The sequence below is a fragment of the Amycolatopsis sp. NBRC 101858 genome (genome assembly GCF_030269325.1).
Lineage (GTDB): Bacteria > Actinomycetota > Actinomycetes > Mycobacteriales > Pseudonocardiaceae > Amycolatopsis > Amycolatopsis ponsaeliensis.
Genome location: NZ_BSTD01000001.1, coordinates 1,683,308 through 1,701,202, shown reverse-complemented (window position 1 = coordinate 1,701,202; position 17,895 = coordinate 1,683,308). Strand labels below are relative to the sequence as shown.

At 72.9% G+C, this 17,895-nt stretch carries 13 protein-coding genes; 10 read left to right on the top strand and 3 right to left on the bottom strand.

All coding sequences use genetic code 11. From position 1 onward, the window contains the following. Positions 1–92 precede the first annotated feature (92 nt). Positions 93–1,325 (top strand): S53 family peptidase, encoded by a 1,233-nt coding sequence (locus QSK39_RS08155; protein ID WP_285477011.1) that lies wholly within the window; start codon positions 93–95, stop codon positions 1,323–1,325. Here QSK39_RS08155 and QSK39_RS08150 read toward each other — a convergent pair. Beyond that, positions 1,314–2,456: a DUF2716 domain-containing protein gene (locus QSK39_RS08150; RefSeq protein ID WP_285477010.1), complete on the bottom strand. Its 1,143-nt coding sequence runs from the start codon at positions 2,454–2,456 to the stop codon at positions 1,314–1,316. The two genes, QSK39_RS08155 and QSK39_RS08150, sit on opposite strands and share 12 nt — an antisense overlap. 67 nt (positions 2,457–2,523) lie before the next feature. Here QSK39_RS08150 and QSK39_RS08145 point away from each other — a divergent pair, with 67 nt between their 5' ends. Continuing rightward, positions 2,524–3,144 (top strand): hypothetical protein, encoded by a 621-nt coding sequence (locus tag QSK39_RS08145; RefSeq protein ID WP_285477009.1) that lies wholly within the window; start codon positions 2,524–2,526, stop codon positions 3,142–3,144. Here the strand turns inward: QSK39_RS08145 and QSK39_RS08140 are convergent. Next, positions 3,133–5,940 (bottom strand): alpha-L-fucosidase, encoded by a 2,808-nt coding sequence (locus QSK39_RS08140; RefSeq protein ID WP_285477008.1) that lies wholly within the window; start codon positions 5,938–5,940, stop codon positions 3,133–3,135. The genes QSK39_RS08145 and QSK39_RS08140 overlap by 12 nt on opposite strands. Before the next feature lie 151 nt (positions 5,941–6,091). On the opposite strand from QSK39_RS08140, the gene QSK39_RS08135 reads away from it, so the two are divergent. Together QSK39_RS08135 and QSK39_RS08130 are read left to right on the top strand one after the other, a co-directional pair. Next, positions 6,092–6,973, top strand: a complete 882-nt coding sequence (locus tag QSK39_RS08135) for a sigma-70 family RNA polymerase sigma factor (RefSeq protein WP_285477007.1) — start codon at positions 6,092–6,094, stop codon at positions 6,971–6,973. 80 nt (positions 6,974–7,053) lie between these two features. Next, a complete protein-coding gene (locus QSK39_RS08130) occupies positions 7,054–7,422 on the top strand; it encodes a VOC family protein (protein WP_285477006.1) in 369 nt (122 codons plus the stop codon). Here QSK39_RS08130 and QSK39_RS08125 read toward each other — a convergent pair. After that, on the bottom strand, positions 7,400–10,546 hold the full coding sequence (locus tag QSK39_RS08125; protein WP_285477005.1) for a SpvB/TcaC N-terminal domain-containing protein: 3,147 nt from the start codon (positions 10,544–10,546) through the stop codon (positions 7,400–7,402). The genes QSK39_RS08130 and QSK39_RS08125 overlap by 23 nt on opposite strands. A 183-nt stretch (positions 10,547–10,729) precedes the next feature. Between QSK39_RS08125 and QSK39_RS08120 the strand changes: the two genes are divergently transcribed. The 6 genes from QSK39_RS08120 to QSK39_RS08095 all read left to right on the top strand — a co-directional run bounded on the left by QSK39_RS08120 (position 10,730) and on the right by QSK39_RS08095 (position 17,795). Then, positions 10,730–12,364: a S8 family serine peptidase gene (locus QSK39_RS08120; protein ID WP_285477004.1), complete on the top strand. Its 1,635-nt coding sequence runs from the start codon at positions 10,730–10,732 to the stop codon at positions 12,362–12,364. Further along, positions 12,361–12,936 carry an RNA polymerase sigma factor gene (locus tag QSK39_RS08115; protein WP_350310734.1) on the top strand — a complete coding sequence of 192 codons (576 nt, stop codon included), beginning with the start codon at positions 12,361–12,363 and terminating at the stop codon, positions 12,934–12,936. Before QSK39_RS08120 ends, QSK39_RS08115 begins: the two co-directional genes overlap by 4 nt. After that, positions 12,933–13,418, top strand: a complete 486-nt coding sequence (locus QSK39_RS08110; RefSeq protein ID WP_285477003.1) for a hypothetical protein — start codon at positions 12,933–12,935, stop codon at positions 13,416–13,418. The genes QSK39_RS08115 and QSK39_RS08110 overlap by 4 nt, the downstream gene beginning before the upstream one ends. A 611-nt stretch (positions 13,419–14,029) precedes the next feature. Next, positions 14,030–16,546, top strand: coding sequence for a CHAT domain-containing protein (locus QSK39_RS08105; protein WP_285477002.1), 2,517 nt, complete (start codon positions 14,030–14,032; stop codon positions 16,544–16,546). Between the two features lie 131 nt (positions 16,547–16,677). Further along, positions 16,678–17,166 (top strand): DUF4232 domain-containing protein, encoded by a 489-nt coding sequence (locus tag QSK39_RS08100; protein ID WP_285477001.1) that lies wholly within the window; start codon positions 16,678–16,680, stop codon positions 17,164–17,166. A gap of 26 nt (positions 17,167–17,192) precedes the next feature. Continuing rightward, positions 17,193–17,795 (top strand): DUF4232 domain-containing protein, encoded by a 603-nt coding sequence (locus QSK39_RS08095; protein ID WP_285477000.1) that lies wholly within the window; start codon positions 17,193–17,195, stop codon positions 17,793–17,795. The last annotated feature ends 100 nt before the right edge of the window (positions 17,796–17,895 follow it).

Here is a 17,895-nt window from a genome sequence, read left to right as displayed (position 1 = left end):
CTGAACCGAGAAACATCCATCGGAAGGGTGACCTCGAACGAGTGACATGCGACGATCCCGTGCCACACCTCGTCCCCTACCGAGGAGTAGGTATGGCCTCTTCGCGGTTGCTCCGGTCCCTCATCGCCCTCTCCCTGGTCGCGGCCCCGCTGTCGGTCGCGGTCGCCTCTCCCGCCGAAGCCGCGCCGCTGCAGAGCGGCGGCACAGTCAACTTCGGCTGTGCCACCTCCGGCAAGATGCACTGCCTCGGCAAGGCGATCCGTTCGCCGAAGGGCAACGGCCCGCTGCTCACGTCCACCCCGGTCGGCTACGGGCCGGCGGAAATCCAAGCCGCGTACAACCTCGGCGGCCTGCACGCCAACGGCAAGACCGTCGCCATCGTCGACGCGCAGGACGCCCCCACCGCGGAAGCCGACCTGGCGAAGTTCCGGTCCGCCCGCGGGCTTTCCCCGTGCACCACGGCCAACGGCTGCTTCAAGAAGGTCAACCAGAACGGCGCGGCCAGCCCGCTGCCGGCGCCCGACTACGGCTGGGCGGAGGAGATCAGCCTCGACCTCGACGCGGTGTCGGCGACCTGCCCGGACTGCAAGATCCTGTTGGTGGAGGCCGATTCCCCGGACACCGACCCGCTGATGACGGCGGTCGACACGGCCGCGGCGACACCGGGCGTGGTGGCGATCTCCAACAGCTACGGCGGTACCGAAGACTCGACGATCCTCGCCGCCGACGCGCACCTGAACCACCCGGGCATCGCCGTCACGGCGTCCTCGGGTGACTCGGGCTACGGCGTCAGCTGGCCGGCGTCTTCGCCGTACGTCACCGCGGTCGGCGGCACGACGCTGAAGAAGTCCACGAGCACCGCGCGCGGCTGGACCGAGACGGCGTGGAAGGGCAGCGGCAGCGGATGTTCCGCGCTGGAGGCGAAACCCGCGTGGCAGCACGACACCGCGTGTGCCAAGAGGACGGTCGCGGACGTCTCGGCGGTCGCGGACCCGGCCACCGGCCTCGGCGTCTACGACACGTACAACAGCTGCGGCAGCTCGTCGTTCTGCGACCTGCTGCTGTCGCTGGGGCTCGCCCAGGGCGCGGACGGCTGGGTGCAGGTCGGCGGCACGAGCCTGTCGTCGCCGGTGATCGCGAGCGTGTACGCGCTGTCCGGCACCTCGGTGACGTCCGGGTCCTACCCGTACGCGCACACCGGCGGGCTGTACGACGTGACGTCGGGCTCGAACGGCAGCTGCGGCGGGAGCTACCTCTGCACGGCGGGTGCCGGGTACGACGGGCCGACCGGCCTGGGCACGCCGAACGGCACGTCAGGGTTCTGACCGCCGGACCGGCTTCCCGAGCGCGGCGGTGAGCTCCGGCCCGGTCCGGGTGAGGAGCTCGCCGAACACGCAGACGGTCGCCTCCCACGGGTGCCCGAAGGTGCCCAGGCGCAGGTCGGCCGTCAGGTAGAGGCAGTAGTCGCCGTCCGGGAAGACGGCGCCGGGCCACCGCGGCCCGGTGCCGTCGACCCGGGCGGGGTCGAAGCGGTAACCCGCGTGGTGCCAGTCGAGCCAGTACAGCTCTTCGCCGGGCTCGACGGACTCGCGGAGTCCCTTGTGGACGATGTCGTACAGGGCGTCCAGCTGGGCGTCTTCGAGGTCGCCGACGTGCCATGTCGCCGAACCCGGCGGTTCGGTGATACCGGGGAAGCTCCTCGTGTCGGGCCGGAAGCCGAACTTCTCGGAGAAGCGATCCCAGATTTCGTCGTGCTCCGGCTCGGAGAACAGCCGGCGGACCGGGCGGGTCCGCGCGGGTTCGCCGGACGAGGGCAGGTGGTACCGGGTGACCGTGGTGCGAACCCGCATCCCGGCTGCTTCGAGCGCGTCACGCAGGGCGCCGGACGCTTCCGCGAGCAGGAACCGCGCGCCGGGGCGGCCCCAGTCATGACCGGCGACCGTCGCCGCGAAGCCGGGGTCGGTGATCCCGCCGACGACCATGCAGTCACCGAGTTCTTCGAGCCAGGCGGCGCGGTCGCCGTCGAGCACGACCTCGGACGACCGGTCCAGGTGGGCCGCGTCGGCGAGGAACTCGGCGTAGGGACGGCGGTGCGGACCGGTCTCGGCGGCCAGCTCCGCGACGCGCCGGTGCCCGGCCCAGTCATGGCCGACTCCGGGGAGCGGGGTGGTGTCCGTCCCGATCGGACAGCTGAGCAACGCGCGTTCCGGTTCCGCCGTGAAGCCCGCGGCAAGCAGGGCTTCGGCGAGCCGCGTGTCGCCGTACACCGGCCACACCACCGGCTCGTTCCGGCGCGCGAACGCCTCGACCTGCCGGGCGACGAGCGCGGCGAGATCGCCGTCCGGCAGCGGATCGTGGGTCACCTCGCCGTGGGTGCCGTAGTGGGTCCGGACGATCGGCCCGTCCCGCTCGATCACCGCGCCCATCGGCGGGAGCCGGGGCAAGTCGTTCAGCATGCTGTCCATTTTCCACGGACGGGTGACCTTCGTGTACGGGCTCTCGGTGCGGGGTAAGGATGTCTGCATGCTGGACACCGAAGTGCTGTCGCGGACACCGCCACGGGCGCTCGACGTCGTCACCCCGCTCGGTGACGTGCGGTTCGCCGTCCGCATCGGTGGCTGGGACGTGCCCGCGAAACCCGAACACACCTGGGGCCTCGGCTCCGAGGCGCGGCTGTGCCGGTGGCGGCACCGGTCCGTGCGGCTCGACGTGCTCGCCGGGGCCACCACGCCCGAGCAGCCCGGCGTCACCCGGGAGACGGCGATCTTCCGGGTGCTGGCCAGGGAACCGCTCAGCGAGTTCGTCGTCCAGGCCGAGCTCGCCGATCCGCCGGCGGAGGTCACCGGTGACGACGGCGTCTTCACCGCCGAGACCACCGAGGCCACGGTGAGCGTCGGCGGTCCCGGCGCCGAAGTGCTGCGCCGCTGTGCCGACGAGGGCCGGCACGTGCCGCCGTACTGGTCGGGGCAGCTGGCCGGCGCCGTCGAACTCGACGGCGCGCGGCTCACCTGGCAGCTGCCCGCCGTCGAGCGCGGGGACTACGCCGAGCTGTGGGTGTCCGTCGCGTGGAGCGAGGCGGGCGGGGACCCGAGTCGCGCCGTCGACATCGACGCGGCCCGGGTGCTGCGCGAGCTAGCCCAGTGAAATCCGGTCCAGATCCGGAGCGCCCGAACGGTCGTTGCCGATCCGGATCGTGTTGGCGCCCGCGTTCAGCGTCACCGGCACCGAAGTGGTGTACGGCGTGCTGTTGCCGGCGCCGCTGACCTTCACCTCCACCGGCGTGCCGCCGTTCACCGACACGAAGTACGACCGGTCGCCGTTGACGGTGAAGTCGAGGTAGAGCGGGTACTGCCCGGCCGCGGCCACCGTCACGCCCGGGAACGTGACCGCCGCGCCCGCGCTGCCGCCGATGTTGCGCACCTTCTGCCCGCCCGAGCACGGCGAGCAGCTCGTGACGCCGGCGTCGCCGATGTCGTTGGCCGAGTCTTCCGCTTCACGCATGAACACCCGGTCGGCCGGGCGCGGCTTCACCTGCACCGGCTTGCTCACCGACTTCGCGCGGCCGAGCGTCGTGAACGACGCCGTCACCGGGATGGTGACGTCCTGGGCCGCCGGCGCCGTCACGGTCCACGATCCACTCAGGACCTGACCGAGCCCCAGGTGCGCCGCGGTCACCGGGGCACCCTGGAGGGTCCAGCCCGCCGGGACGACCGGGGCCAGCGACACCTGGTCGACCGGGTCGTCGACGTCGAGCCGCAGGGACGCGGTGACCTTCAGGGACTGCTGGCCCGGCGAAACCCATTGCACACCAGCGGGTTCCACCGTCAACGTCGTCCTCGGCGTGGACGACTCGGGCGGCAGCGGGGCCACCGCGATCCGGTCGAGGCCGACGTTCCCGGACATCTTGATCGTGTTGGCGCCGGCCTTCAGCGGCGCGGCGATCGCCGCCGGGGCGGTGACGGTGATCGGCGCGGCGCCGTTGACGCTCACCGCCAGCGTGCCGGGACCGGTCGTGTCGAGCTGCAGCCGGGAGGGCCCGGCGGCCTGGACGCCGCGGAAGGTGACCGCGCCGCGGTCGAGCCCGGTGACGGCGGCCGTGCCCGAGCACGCCTCGCACCACACCGGCGATGCCTTGCCCTCGAAGCCGTTGCGGGGTGACTCCGCTTCGAGGGGCAGCTCGCCGTGCGGGTCGGGGTAGCCGTAGGCGACGTCGATCTCGTCGAGCGCGAGCTGGTGGAAGAACGGCTTGGCCTGCGGGCCGGACCACGTGTTCAGCACCTCAAGCTTGAGGTACCGCGCGTGCACCTCGCCGACGTCGACGAACTGCACACCGCGGGTGCTCGGCAGGGCGCCGGTGCGCACCGGCGTACCCCAGTTCTTCCCGTCGTCACTGGCGTAGACGCGGTAGTCCTTGATCCGCGCGGAATCTTCGGCGCGGCCGAAGGACTCGCGCGCCGCCGTCGGCGACGACTCGCGCTCGTGCACCGCCAGGTAGGCCGTCGAGCGCTTCTTGCCCAGGTCGAGCGTCACGGACACCGGCTGCTGCCCGCCCGCGTCCCAGTAGTTCAGGTAGCTGCCGTCGACGAGGTTCGACGCGGGGTGCCCGGGTGCCGACGCCGACGCGGTCGCCTTGATCGTGCTCTTGTCGTAGAAGTACTGCTGCCCGGCGGTGTGCACTTCGAACACCGTGTCGTAGGTGTCCCAGTCCTTGATGTCCAGAATGGACAGATAACCGCCGGACTGGGCGAACTCCATCGGTTTCCCGGTGCGCACATCGGACACGCCGGTGACGCGGTAGCCGTTGTCGCGCAGGCGGACCAGGTTCGTCGACGGCCGCGTGACGACGTGCACGTACTGCGTCGCCCCTTTCATGGTGATGACGCCGTGCGCGCCGTCGTTCCAGAAGCCGGGTTGCAGTCCGCCGTACATGTAGCCGCCGCCTACCGTCCCCTCCAGTGTTTTCCTGATCGGCTGCGTCCAGGACGCCATGAAGGTGTTGAACGCCTCCTGCTGCGGCGGGAACTTCCCGTTCAGCATAGCGGTTTCGGCCATCAGCGACTTGATCGACGAACCCGCGTTCGTGATGTAGCGGCCGGTCGAGAGCCGGACGTCGACGGCCTGGTCGCCGCCGCTGTACCACCAGTCGCCGTTGGTCGGCAGCTTGTAGTCGGCCTCGGTGAGCCGCGGCATCGGTGTGTAGATCGCCTGCGGGTAGTCGTAGGACGGCGTCATGCCGGTCTTCTGCTCGTTGCTGACCGTGTCCATGATCGGCGTGTCCTCGTTGTTGTTGCTCAGCAACCAGGACGGCCGCTTCTCGCGGATGTGCTCGTAGAGCCCGTGCTGCTCCCAGTACTCGTTGTCGTTGTCGATCCAGAAGCCGGCAAGGTCCGAGTAGCGGTCCATGACTTCGTCGAAGAGGTCGTAGCTGAACTCGCCGAAGCCCGGGCGCGTCGTCAGGTCGACCGGGTGACCCTTGTACGCCGAATAGGCGGCCGAGTCGAGCGACTCGTGGCCGGTTTCGTTGTGCCACTGGGGATCGTCGGTCATGTAGAGCATCACCCGGACGCCCTTGGCCTGGCCTGCGGCGATCAGCTCGCCGAGGAAGTCGCGCTGGGTCGAGCAGCTGCCCGGGATCTTCGACGGCCACGGCCGCGCGTAGCCCAGCCGGCTGTGGAAGGTGGTGAGGACGACGTAGGACGCGCCGAGCTTCGTCGCTTCGTCGATCCAGTAGTCCGGCGTCCAGCCGCCGGCGCTGACGTCGTGCTCCCAGGCGGCGCAGTCGGTGTGCCGCGGCGCGGTGAACATGCCCCAGTGCAGGAACAGCCCGGCCGTCGAAGCCCGCAGCCAGTCCTGGCGCGGGTTGAAGAGCTCGGCGTTGGCGGGGGTGACCAGGCTCGCCAGCAGCACGATGACCGCGGCGAGGCAGGCTCGGACTCTCATGGCCGCTCCTTCGTCGGAGAGGTCCGATGATTATGCGGTCATATATCGTACGTCAAGGGGAGATGCCGCTGAGCGGGATGCAGTCGTCCGATCTGTCACATCGTGGTTGCGGCGTACGTCAAGGTGGTGACGTACGCGAAAGGACGAGCCCGTGAACGACGATCTGCTGGCCCGCAGCTTCGAGACCCACCGAGACCACCTGCGGTCGGTCGCCTACCGGATGCTCGGTTCGCTGAGCGAGGCCGAGGACGCCGTCCAGGAGTCGTGGCTGCGGCTGAGCCGGAGCGACTCCGCCGCCGTCGAGAACCTGGGCGGCTGGCTGACCACGGTCGTCGGGCGCGTCTGCCTCGACATGCTGCGCTCGCGCAAGGCTCGGCGCGAGGAGCCGTGGGACGTCCTGGTGCCCGACCCGATCGTCAGTCTCGACGACGCCGGGCCCGAGCACGAGGCGCTGATGGCGGACTCGGTCGGCCTCGCGCTGCTGGTCGTGCTCGACACGCTCACCCCGGGCGAGCGGCTGGCGTTCGTGCTGCGGGACATGTTCGCGATGCCGTTCGAGGAGATCGCGCCGATCGTCGGCCGGTCCGAAGCGGCGACCCGGCAGCTGGCGAGCCGGGCCCGGCGGCGGGTCCAGGGTGCCCCGGTCGCCCCGGATCCGGACCTGGCCCGGCAGCGCGAGGTCGTCGACGCCTTCCTGGCGGCGGCCCGCGGCGGCGACTTCGACGCGCTGGTCTCGGTCCTCGATCCGGAGGTCGTGCTGCGCGCCGACCGCGGCGCGGCACTGGGCGGCTCGATCGAGGTGCGCGGCCCGGCGGCGGTGGCGAACCAGGCACTGACGTTCTCCCGGCTCGGCGCGGGCGGCGGCGTGGTCCGCCGGGCCCTGGTCAACGGGGCGGCGGGGGTGGTCGGCACGCGCGACGGGCGGCCGTTCTCGGTGCTGGGCTTCACGGTGGCGGGCGGGCGGATCGTCGAGATCGACATCCTCGCCGACCCCGATCGCCTCAGCCGGCTGGACCTGGCGGTGCTCGACTGACGGACGCCTTGACCGATGTCAGGTTCCTGACATACAGTGGTTGATGTCAGGAACCTGACATGTAGAAAAGGAGTGCCACCATGCCCGCCACCGGCCCCGACTTCATCTCGCTCCAAGCGCGCGACCTCGCCGCTTCGCAGGCGTTCTACGAGCAGTACCTCGGCCTCGTCCGCTCACCGGCCGGACCGCCGCACGCCGTCGTCTTCGAGACGAAGCCGATCGCGTTCGCCCTCCGCGACGTCCTCCCCGGCACCGATCTCGCCTCCGTCGCCCAGCCCGGCATCGGTGTCGCGATCTGGCTCCACGCCACCGACGTCCAGGCCATTCACGACGCCCTCGCCGCCGACGGCCACCCCATCGTCTCGGCGCCGATCGACGGCCCCTTCGGCCGCACGTTCACCTTCGCCGACCCCGACGGCTACCACGTCACTCTCCACGACCGCGGCTGATCGGCTCGTCGACGACCGCGCCGGACTCGTCGGTGATCAGCGCGATGCCGTCGGCCGCGTCGAAGTGGAGGTGGCGGCGGCGGCCGTCCGCGTGACTGCGGACCGTGCCCGCCACCACGACCACCAGTTCGCCGTCCTCCACCGCGTACAGGTCGTCCGGGGTCAGGACCTCGTGGATGTGCGTGCCGCGGGTGACGAGCGTGCGGACGCGGCGGCCCGTGTGGTCGTAGCCGTACAGCGCGTTCACCCCGTCGTCGCCGTGGACTCCGCGCAGCCGGCCGAACGCGTCGTGGATCTCGCTGCCCGGCTGCGGTTCGCCGGCGGCGCCGAGCGCGACCTCGTGCAGCCAGCCACCCGGGCCGGTGATGACGTGCTTCGGCGAGAAGTGCTCGCTGACGCCGTTCGCGTAGTGCACCGCGACGCGGCGGCCGTGCAGGTCGTAGCGGACCTCGTCGACGAACCCGGGCACGCACACCAGCCGCCCGACCTCGTCGTACTGGTGGTGGACGGTCAGCCGCCCGTCGCCCGCGTCGGGGTAGACCACTTCGGACAGTCGCCCGTCCGCGCGGCGCACGACGTCCAGCCGGTACTCGACGGCGACGTGCGCCGGCCGCCAGCGCCGCTCGACCGGGTGGCCGAGCGCGTCGTAGCCGAACAGCGTCACGCCGGATTCGTCGGCGACGCGCACCAGCCGCCCGCAGCTGTGCGGCCCCGCTTCGAGCGGCACCGGGAGCCCGCCGTCGTGGTAGGTGAACGTCGTGACCGGGGCGCCGCCCGGGTCGTCGACCAGCAGGGCGACCACCCGGTCGGCCGCGTCGTGCACGCGGTACACCGTGTGGCCGCCGGTCCGCGTCTCGACCGGGTTGCCCGCCGCGTCCCGGGCGTGCACGACGCCGTCCTCGTCGCGGATCTCCCGGCCCAGCAGGTCGAGGACGTTCGCGGCCACCGGGGTGTCCGATGTGGACGTCCCGAGTGGACGGCCGAGCGCGTCGTAGCGGAACTCCTCCGCCGCGACCGGCGGGTGCCCGTCGCGGAACCCGCGGCTCGTCCGGCACACCAGGCCGCGCGCGCAGTACTCGTGGTGCTCGTCGACGACGTCGCCGAGCAGCTCGGCGTGCCGGCGCTCCAGCAGCCGGCCCGCGCCGTCGCGCAGCTCCGACGTCACGATCACCTCCGCCTCGCCGGACACCGCCCGCTGCTCGGTGGTGACCCGCGTGCCGTCGTAGCGGTACCGGACGGTCGGCAGCTCCGCCGAGTCGCCCGGCCGCACCACGGTTTCGGGACGCCCCAGCGGGTCGAGGGTCACCGTCGTCACCGCGCCCGCGGGATCGGTCACCTCGCACACGCGCGCCGTGCGGACGTCGTGGCGCGCCGACGTCACGTTCCCGAGCGGGTCCGAGACGATCTCGGGGAAGCACCGGTCGGCGGAGTAGCGCACCTCGTGGGTGTGGCCGTGCGGCCCGGTCGTGGTGGTGCGCAACCCGGCGACCGTGTCGAGCCGCCCGTGGAACGTCGTCGTCCACCAGCCGTCCTCGCCGGGCCGGCGGTGGTAGCCGTGGTGGCGGAAGTCCGGCAGGACCGGGCCGTAGACGTCGGCGACGAGCGCGTCGGTGAGCACCAGCTCCTCCCGCGCGGTGAGCAGGCCGTGGGTCCCGGCACTGCCGTCGGGCCGCTCGTCGTAGCGGAACACCTTGTCGGACCGCACTTTCCCGCCGCCGTCCAGCTCGCGCACCCGGGCAGGCAGGGCGACGAACCGGCGCTCGGGGGCGGTCGCGTACGTCGTGCGGGTCTCGCGGACCGCGGGCTCGCGGCCGGGCCGCTTGGTGGTCTCCACCTCCCGGACCGGGTTGCCGGTGGTGTCGAAGGCCGTCTCCGTCGTGGTGACCGACACCGGCCGCTCCCGGCGCTCGAACACCGTCACCACCGAGCGTGTCCACTTGGGACGGCGGGCGTGCTCCACCCGGCGGTAGGGCCGGTCCTCCTCGGCGGAACCGTCGAGGCCGTAGGTCTCTTCCTTGTCGAGCAGGCCGCCGTCGCCGAACCAGCGCACGGTCCGCAGCGTGGGCGCGTACTCGTCGCCGAGCTCGTCCTGGACGACGCGGCCGAACCCGGCGGTCCGCCGGTCGTGGTACTCGAACTCGGTCACGCCCGTCTGCCCGGTCGCCGTTTCGCGCCGCGTGACGCGCCGGACGACCGGGAACGCCTCGACGGTCGCGTACTCGACCGAGGTGTGCAGCCCGATCCCGTTGTCGATCTCGCTCAGCCACCCGGTGCGCGGGAAGTCGGCGGGCTCCAGGGAGAAGTAGGACACGACGTCGTCGAGCAGCAGCACGCCGCCGCCGGTCCGGGTCTTCGCGGCGACCTGGACCCGCTGCGGGGCCGGCGGTTCCGTGCGGGCGTAGGCCAGCCGCAGCGCCGGCGCGGCCGCCTCGGCGCCGTGCGCGTCGAACCCGGTGAGCACGACCGACGTCAGCAGGGACGCGCCGGTGAAGTCGTCTTCGTCGTAGCCGAAGCGCCACCGCCGGACGAGCGGCCGCGCGTCCTCGGGCACCCGCAGGTCGATCCGGGCGCACCGCAGCGCCGTCGTCACGAGGGTGCCGCCGCGGCCCCAGCGCAGGACGTCCGGCCGCGGCTCGTAGGTGAAGTCCACTTCGTACGGTCCGTAGGACACGTTCGCGAGGTACGCCTGGCCGCTGTGGTGGACCCAGTCGAACACCGCGGTGTTGCCGAACGCGTCCTCGGTCCGTTCGAGGTACCAGGCGGACCCGGCGGACCGGCCGCCGTCGGTCGTCCCGAGGACGTGCCGGACGCCCGAGCGGGTGGTCAGCACGAAGCCGTCGCCGCGGCGGGCGAGCCGGCCCTCGGCGCCGGCCCGCGGGTGGCCGCCGGCCAGCCGGACGTGCGGCAGCGGCAACGCGAACCCGCCGCCGAAGGCGCCGTTCGCCGCGGCGGTGGTGTAGCGCAGCGCCAGCGCGGGCGCGACGCCGCCCGGACCCGGCGGCAGGTCGAGCGGCACCGTGAAACTGCCCCCGCCGGTCGCGGGTTCCGGGGTGAACACGCCACCCAGCCCCCGCACCGGCGCGGGCCGGCCTGCCTCCTGCGCGCTCACCCGGAGCGGAACCATGCTGATCTCCCCGACTCGATCCGTGACTTCCGGACGGCCAAGTGGGTGAGGCGGGCCCGCCAGATACGTCGTCACCCGTTTGCCGTGCTCGTTACCCATTCGTGACGTCCGTGTCGTATCCCGGTGGCGGCTCACCGGTCTTTCCCGGGTGCCATCAGTGATCAATGGCGGAGGGTGGACCCGATGGTCGTCAAGTTCGTGCGGGACGAGAACGCGGAAGCGACTGAAGCGTTGTCGGAGGACGCGAGCACGCTCAACGAGCTCCCGACCCCGCCCCGGCAGTTGCTCGACCGGCACGGCGCGCGGGTGCTCGACCCGGCGACGGCGGTCGTCGCCGCCGGGCAGCCGGTCCCGCGCACCACCGTCTACCGGCCGGGCACCTTCCTGCTCCCCAACCGGTACCTGCGCGACCAGGAGTCCCTGGCCGCGATCAACCGCGTGCTCGGCCGCATCGGCATCTACGCCGAACCGGCCGACCGCGGAGGCGACAGCTCGGGGTACGGCCGTGCCCGGCAGCTCGACGACCTGCCCGTCCGCGCCCTGCTGCACGTCCGCGAGGACTCCGACCCCGTCGTCGTCGACTGCTGGAAGGCCCTGCAGCTGCTGCGGTCGGCCGCTTCGGGGGAGAAGCCCGAGATCGACCCGGAGATCGTCCGGCGGATCTCCGTCGAGCACCTGCTGTTCACCTCGCCGGTGTTCGGCGGGGTGCCGTGGGAGACCAGTGGTCTCGGCGGCACGCCCTGGGAGACCAGCGGTTTCGGCGCCGGCAGCTCGTACGGGCGCACCCACGGGGCCAACCGGATCCCGGTGACGCTCGCCGCGGACCCGCCCTACCGCAGCAAGAAGCCCGCGCACCGGCGGCCGGTCGTCGCCGTGCTCGACACCGGCATCGGCCCGCACCGCTGGTTCGGGCTGGCCGACCGCAGCGGCCCGCCGCCCGCCGGCTCCGGCCTCACCGTCGCACCCGGCATCCAGGCCGCGATCCTGCAGGCCGAGCAGGACTCGGGCACCACGCTGCCGACCCAGCTGCTCACCGACTACTGGGACGCGCCGACGACCGGCCAGCCGCTGATCGGCGACGTCGACACCGACACCGGGCACGGCCTGTTCATCGCCGGGATCATCCGGCAGGCCTGCCCCGAAGCCGACACCCTCGCGATCCGCGTCGTGCACAGCGACGGCGTCGCGTACGAGGGCGACGTGCTGCTGGCGCTGCACCTGCTCGCCGACCGCGTCCGGAACGCGCAGGCGAACAACCGGCCGCAGGACATGGTCGACGTCGTCTCGATCTCGATGGGCTACTACGTCGAAGACCCGGCGGACGTCGCCTTCACCGGCCAGTTCGGCACGGCCATCGCGGACCTGCTGAGCCTCGGCGTGCTCGTCGTCGCGGCCGCCGGCAACGACGCGACCACCCGCCGCTTCTACCCGGCGGCGTTCGCCGACCAGCCGCTCGGCGGCGGCTGCGGCCCGCAGGTGATCAGCGTCGGCGCCCTCAACCCGGACGTCGGCACCAGCAAGGCGCTGTTCTCCAACGAAGGCCCGTGGGTGACGTGCTGGGCGACCGGCGCGGGCGTCGTCAGCACGTACCCGACCGACGTCCGCGGCAGCGCGGCCGCCGACCACGAGCTGCCCGGTCGGAACTCCTTCGACCCGGACGACTACAGCGCCGGCTTCGCGGTGTGGGACGGGACGTCGTTCGCCGCGCCGCTCGCCGCCGCCGAGATCGCCAAGGCCCTGTTCCAGTCCGGTGACCTGGCCACGGTCGACCGCGACACCGTCGTCAAGCGCGCTTGGACCGCGCTGGGTTCGCTGTGACCGTGGCCAAGACCGACCACAGCCGGGTAGCGGCACTGTTCGACGCCGCGCGGGAGGGCGACCGCGCGGCGCTGGACGAACTGGTTTCCCTGCTCACGCCGCTGCTCTGGCAGGTCGCGCGTGACCAGGGTCTGGACGCCGATCAGGCCGCCGACGTCGTGCAGACGACGTGGCTGCGCCTGCTCGGTTCGTTCGCGGAGATCCGCTCGCCGGTCGCGCTGACCGGCTGGCTGATCACCGTGACCAAGCGGGAAGCCTGGCGGGCTGGGGAAAAGCGCCAGGTGGAACGGCCGCTGCCGGAGCTTCCGGAGCGGCTGTCCGAAGCGTCACCGGCACCCGAGGAGGGGGTGCTGCGCGACGACCAGCGCGCGCGTTTGTGGCGCGCGGTCGACGCACTGCCCGAACGCTGCCGCAGCTTGCTGCGGATCGTGGCGTTCGTGCACCGGCCGGACTACGCCGAAGTGGGCGCCCGGCTGGGAATGCCGAGGGGGAGTATCGGCCCGACCAGGGGACGTTGCCTCGCGCGCCTGCGCGAGCAGCTACTCGCCAACGGCGAAGGAGATTGGCTGTGACCACCGTCGAACCACCCGGCGCGAACGAGCCGCTGGACGCGCTCGACTTCCGGCTGCTGGCCGGACTGCGCGAACTGTGGGAAGACGCCGACCCGATGCCCGCCACGCTGGTGGAGCAGATCCGCTTCGCGATCCAGCTGGAGGACGTCGACCTGGAAGTGATGCGCATCCGGGAACAGGAGGGACTCGCCGTCACGCGCAGCGCGGCGGAACAGGGCCGGCTCATCACGTTCGACAGCGAGAGCCTGACGATCATGGTGAACGTGAGCCCCGAGCCCGGGGGGACGATCCGCCTGGACGGGTGGCTGACCCCACCGGCGGAGCACCCGATCGAGGTCCGCACCGCGACCGGCCCCTTGACGACCACATCGGACGCCGAGGGGCGGTTCGCGGTGAGCGCCGTGCCGCACGGGATGGTGCAGGTGCTGGTGCGGACGGCCGGCAGGTCGAGGACGGTGAGCACCCCGGCCATCGAACTCTGACGCGGCGGGCAGGGACGTCGGAGCCCGGCGGGGCGCGGGCGCGACGGGCGGCGGCCGGTCGAGCCGCGACTTCGCCGGGCCGTGGCATCCGCTGTGCGCTCGGCCGCGCGGTCGCGGGCAAGGCGCCGCCCGGCGTCCGGGCCGCGGCTTGGCCGCTGAGCATTCCGGCCGTCGAGCTTCGACGTGGTGGGGCCGGGATGTCGGGGGTCCGGCGAGGTCGGTTCTGTCGCGCGGTCGGCGAAGGCCGCGGTCTTGGATGACTCATTCAGGGCGCTCCACTTCGCTGCCCGCCGCGCGGTCGCGGGCAAGGCGCCGTCCGCGTCCGGGCCGCGGCGAACGTCCGGCCGCGGAGCACCCCGGCCATCGAACTCTGACGCGCTGCCACGGGCGAGCCACCGGCCTGCGTCCGCCGGGAACCCCGGCTTCTGCCGGGCGCAGGGCAGCGCCCGCACACCGGATACCGCGCCCTGACGTGAAAATCCGCCCTTCCGGCAAGAGCTCCCGGACCACCCGGGCCCGGAGGTACGATCCGGGACGTCCTTCTCGGCCGAGGGGGACGGCCCCGGCCGGAAGGGCAGCCTGTGGTCGCGTCGCCGAGGGCGGAAGACCGGGTGCGCGACCTGCATCGGCGTGCGGTCGCGGCGACCAACAACGGCCAGCCCGTGGTCGGCGGCCGCCTGATCCGGTCCGCCGCGCGGCTTCTCGGCCTGCCCGCGAAGCAGCCGCCGCCGGAATGGCCGTCCTGGCCGGACCTCGCCACGCGCGTGCTCGGCACGTACGCCGCCGTCGAAACCGCGCTGGGCAACAGCACCCGCGGGCTCGCGCTGCTCGACGAAGCCGACGTCCTCGTGTCCGACGCCGGGCGCGGGATCCTGCGCCAGCAACGGGGTCTCGTCTTCATCCTGATCGGCCGGATGGACGAAGCACTGCAGTGCTTCGACGAGGCGATCCCCCTGCTGCGCCAGGCCGGCGAGTTCGTCGTGCTCGCCCGGACCCTGCTCAACCGCGCCATGCTGCACCAGTACGCCGGGCGCGTCCGGCTCGCGCTCGCCGACCTCGACCAGTGCGAGCAGATCGGCGCCGGCCAGGCCTCGGAAGAAGGCCTGGAGCGGATTTTCGCCAAGGCGGCGCACGGACGCGGCCAGGCGCGCGTGCTCACCGGCGACATCCCGGGGGCCCTGCGGGACTTCGACGCGGCGAGCGGGTTCTACGCCGAACAGAGTGTCGGGATGCTGCCGGTGCTGGCCGTCGACAAGGCCCGCGCGCTGCTCGCGGCCGGGCTGCCGCAGGAAGCCGCCGCCGAGCTAGACGCGGCGCTGGAACAGTTCCCGCGGCTGCGGATGAACCAGGAACACGCCGAAGCCGAGCTGACCCGCGCCCTGGCCGCGCTGGCGAGTGGTCACGCGTCGGCCGCGCGGAGCTGGGCCGGCCGGGCCGAACGCCGCTTTCGCCGTCGCGGCAACGAAACCTGGGCGGCGGTCGCGCAGCTGACCGTGCTGCGCGCGGACTTCGCGGCCGGACGGCGGATCGCCCGCGTCGCGACCGAGGCGACCGCGCTGGCCGACCGGCTCACCGGACTGGGTCTGCGCAACGACGCCGAGATCGCCGCGCTGCTCGCCGCCCGCGCGCGCATCGCCCTGGGCGACCTCGACGGCGCCCGCGCCGGCATCGCCCCGCGTGACCGCCCGGCCGCGCCGCTGGAGAACCGCCTGGTCCGGCGGCTCGCGCTGGCCGAACTCGGCGCCGCCAGCGGCGACCGGCGCAGCACCTTCGCCAACGCGCGCGCCGGGCTGACGCAGCTGGAGCGCCACCGCGGCCGGTTCGGCAGCATCGACCTGCAGACCGCGACGACGTCGCTCGGCAAGGAGCTCGCCGACGCCGGTCTGGCCGCCGCGCTGGCCCAGCGCTCGCCCGGCGTCGTCTTCCGGTGGCTCGACCGTTCGCGCGCACAGGCGTTCCGGTTCCGGCCGGTGCGCCCGCCCGCGCACCCGGAGACCGTCGACGCCGTCGCCGAGCTGCGCTACCTCTCGATGCAGATCCGCGCGGGCGAGCTGTCCGGGAAGCCGGACACCCAGGCCGTGAAGCGGTGTGCCGCACTGGAACGCGAGATCCGCGCCAAGGGCTGGCAGGCCGAGGGCACCGACGTCGACCACCCGGAGGCGCAGCTGCGCGAGGTCGGCGACGAGCTCGCCGAGACCGGCAGCGCGATGGTCTGCTTCCTCGCCGACCACGGCGCGTTGTGCGCGCAGGTGATCTCGGACCACCGGGTCGCGCTGATCGAGCTCGGCCCGGCCTCGGCCGTCGCCGAGCCGGTCGCGCGGCTGCACAGCGACCTCGACGCGTTGTGCGGGCGCCAGCTCCCCGCCCAGCTCGACCAGGTCATCCGCCGGTCGGTGCGGACGCAGGTCACCGCGCTGGACGGGATCCTGCTGGCGCCGCTGGCTTCCCGGCTCGGCGACCTCGACGTCGTCGTCGTGCCGACGGGCGCGCTTTCGGCGATCCCGTGGGGCCTGCTGCCGACGTTGCGCGGCCGCCCGGTGACGGTCACGCCGTCGTCGTCGGCCTGGCTCGACGCGGGTCGCCGCCCGCGCCGCGCGGCCGGGGCGCCGCTGCTGGTCGCGGGCTCGGACCTGACCCACGCGGACGACGAGGTTTCGCTGCTGGCGCCGCTGTACCCGGAGGCCGAGGTGCTGACCGGGCCGGACGCGACGGTCGCGGCGACGCTCAAGGCGTTCGACGGCTGCCGCCTCGCGCACTTCGCCGCGCACGGCCACCACGAGCAGGAGAACGTGCTGTTCTCCCGGCTGAACCTGGCCGACGGGCCGCTGATGGCCTACGACGTCCAGCAGCTTTCGACCGCGCCCGAGCAGGTGGTGCTGTCGTCGTGCGACGTCGGCCAGGCGGTGGTCCGCGACGGCGACGAGGTCCTCGGCTTCACGGCGGCGCTGCTCTACGGCGGCAGCCGGACGGTCGTCTCGAGCGTGGCGCGCGTCGACGACCGGACGGCCGGCGGCGTGATGCTGGCCTACCACCGGGCGCTCTCGGCGGGCACGCCCCCTGCGCGTGCCCTGGCCGACGCGGCCCAGGCGGAACCGCTGATGCCGTTCGTCTGCTTCGGCCGAAGCTGACTCCCTTTTCGACGTCCGGGCGTCCCCGAGGTTGCTTTCGGGTGATCGACCCCATCGCGGCGCATCCCCGGGTGGCCGCTGGGCATCTCTCCCTGTGAGTCCAGTTGATCACGGAACGAGGGAGGATGACCATGAAGCGAACCGGTACCGCGCTGATCGTCGGGGGTCTGGCGGCCGGCGGGCTGTTCCTGGCGGCCGGGGCCGCGAACGCCATGCCGAGCGACACGCCGTGCGGGGCGTCGGACGTCACCGTGACCGTGGCGCCCGACCCGTCTCACGCCGCCGGGCACGAGGCCTACGTCCTCACCTACATCGCGGCGTCGCCGACGACGAACTGCAAGCTCGAGGGCGCGCCGACGGCGCTGACCTTCCTCGCCGGCGGGCAGCGGCTGCCGGTCACGGCGGCGCCGGACGGGAGTGAGTCCGTGCCGGTGAACCTGCGGGAGGGGCACCCGGCGGTGTCGCGGATCGTGCAGCGCTCGGCGGCGGCGGCCGTCTCGCCGACCGTGGTGACGTTCGACCTGCCGACCGGGCCGTACGGCCAGCCGGTGAGCGTCGACTGGCCGGCGGGGGCGCCGCTGAAGGGCGACACCGTGCGGGTCACGCCGGTCGGCAGCTGAGCTTTTCCGACACAGGGAGGAATGTCATGAAGCGCATCTTGATGGGGATCGGCACGGTGGCGGGGGCCTTCGCGCTGGCGGCGTGCGGTGGTTCTCCGGCGGCTCAGGCACCGGCTCCCGCGCCGGCCGCCCCAGCCGCGCCGGCTGCTCAGGGGGCATCCGGTGGTGGGGTGGCACCGGCGTCGTCTCAGACGCCGCGGTGCACGACGGCGGACCTGGAGGTCCTGCTGGGCAAGCCGGCCGAGAAGAACGACGCGCCGGGCCAGTTCGACATCCCGCTGACCTACCGCAACACGACGGACCACACGTGCGGTTTGTACGGCGTGCCGGGCGTCGACCTGGTCGGCCCGGACGACGCGACGTTCGGCCCGGTCTACCACCTGCCGCGCGTCGACAACGGCGTGAAGTACAACGAGGTCCCCGCGGGCACGACGGCCTCGGCGACGATCACGGTCGTGAAGCCGGCCGCCGGCGAGCCGGCGTGGACGCCGACGAAGCTGAACACGATCCCGCCGGGCCAGACTGCGGCGCTGACCGCGAAGTGGCCGGCGGACCTCCCGGTACTGCGCCAGGACGCGGCAACCCACCCGGGCTCGTACGTGAACGGCATCCTGGCCGACCCGGCCTGAAAGCCGCTTCGTCACTCGATCGGGTGAAGCAGGGAGCCACGCGTCATTCCCGGCGTGTGGCTCCCTCTTTCTCGGTGCGGCGGTAACCGGCCGGCACGCC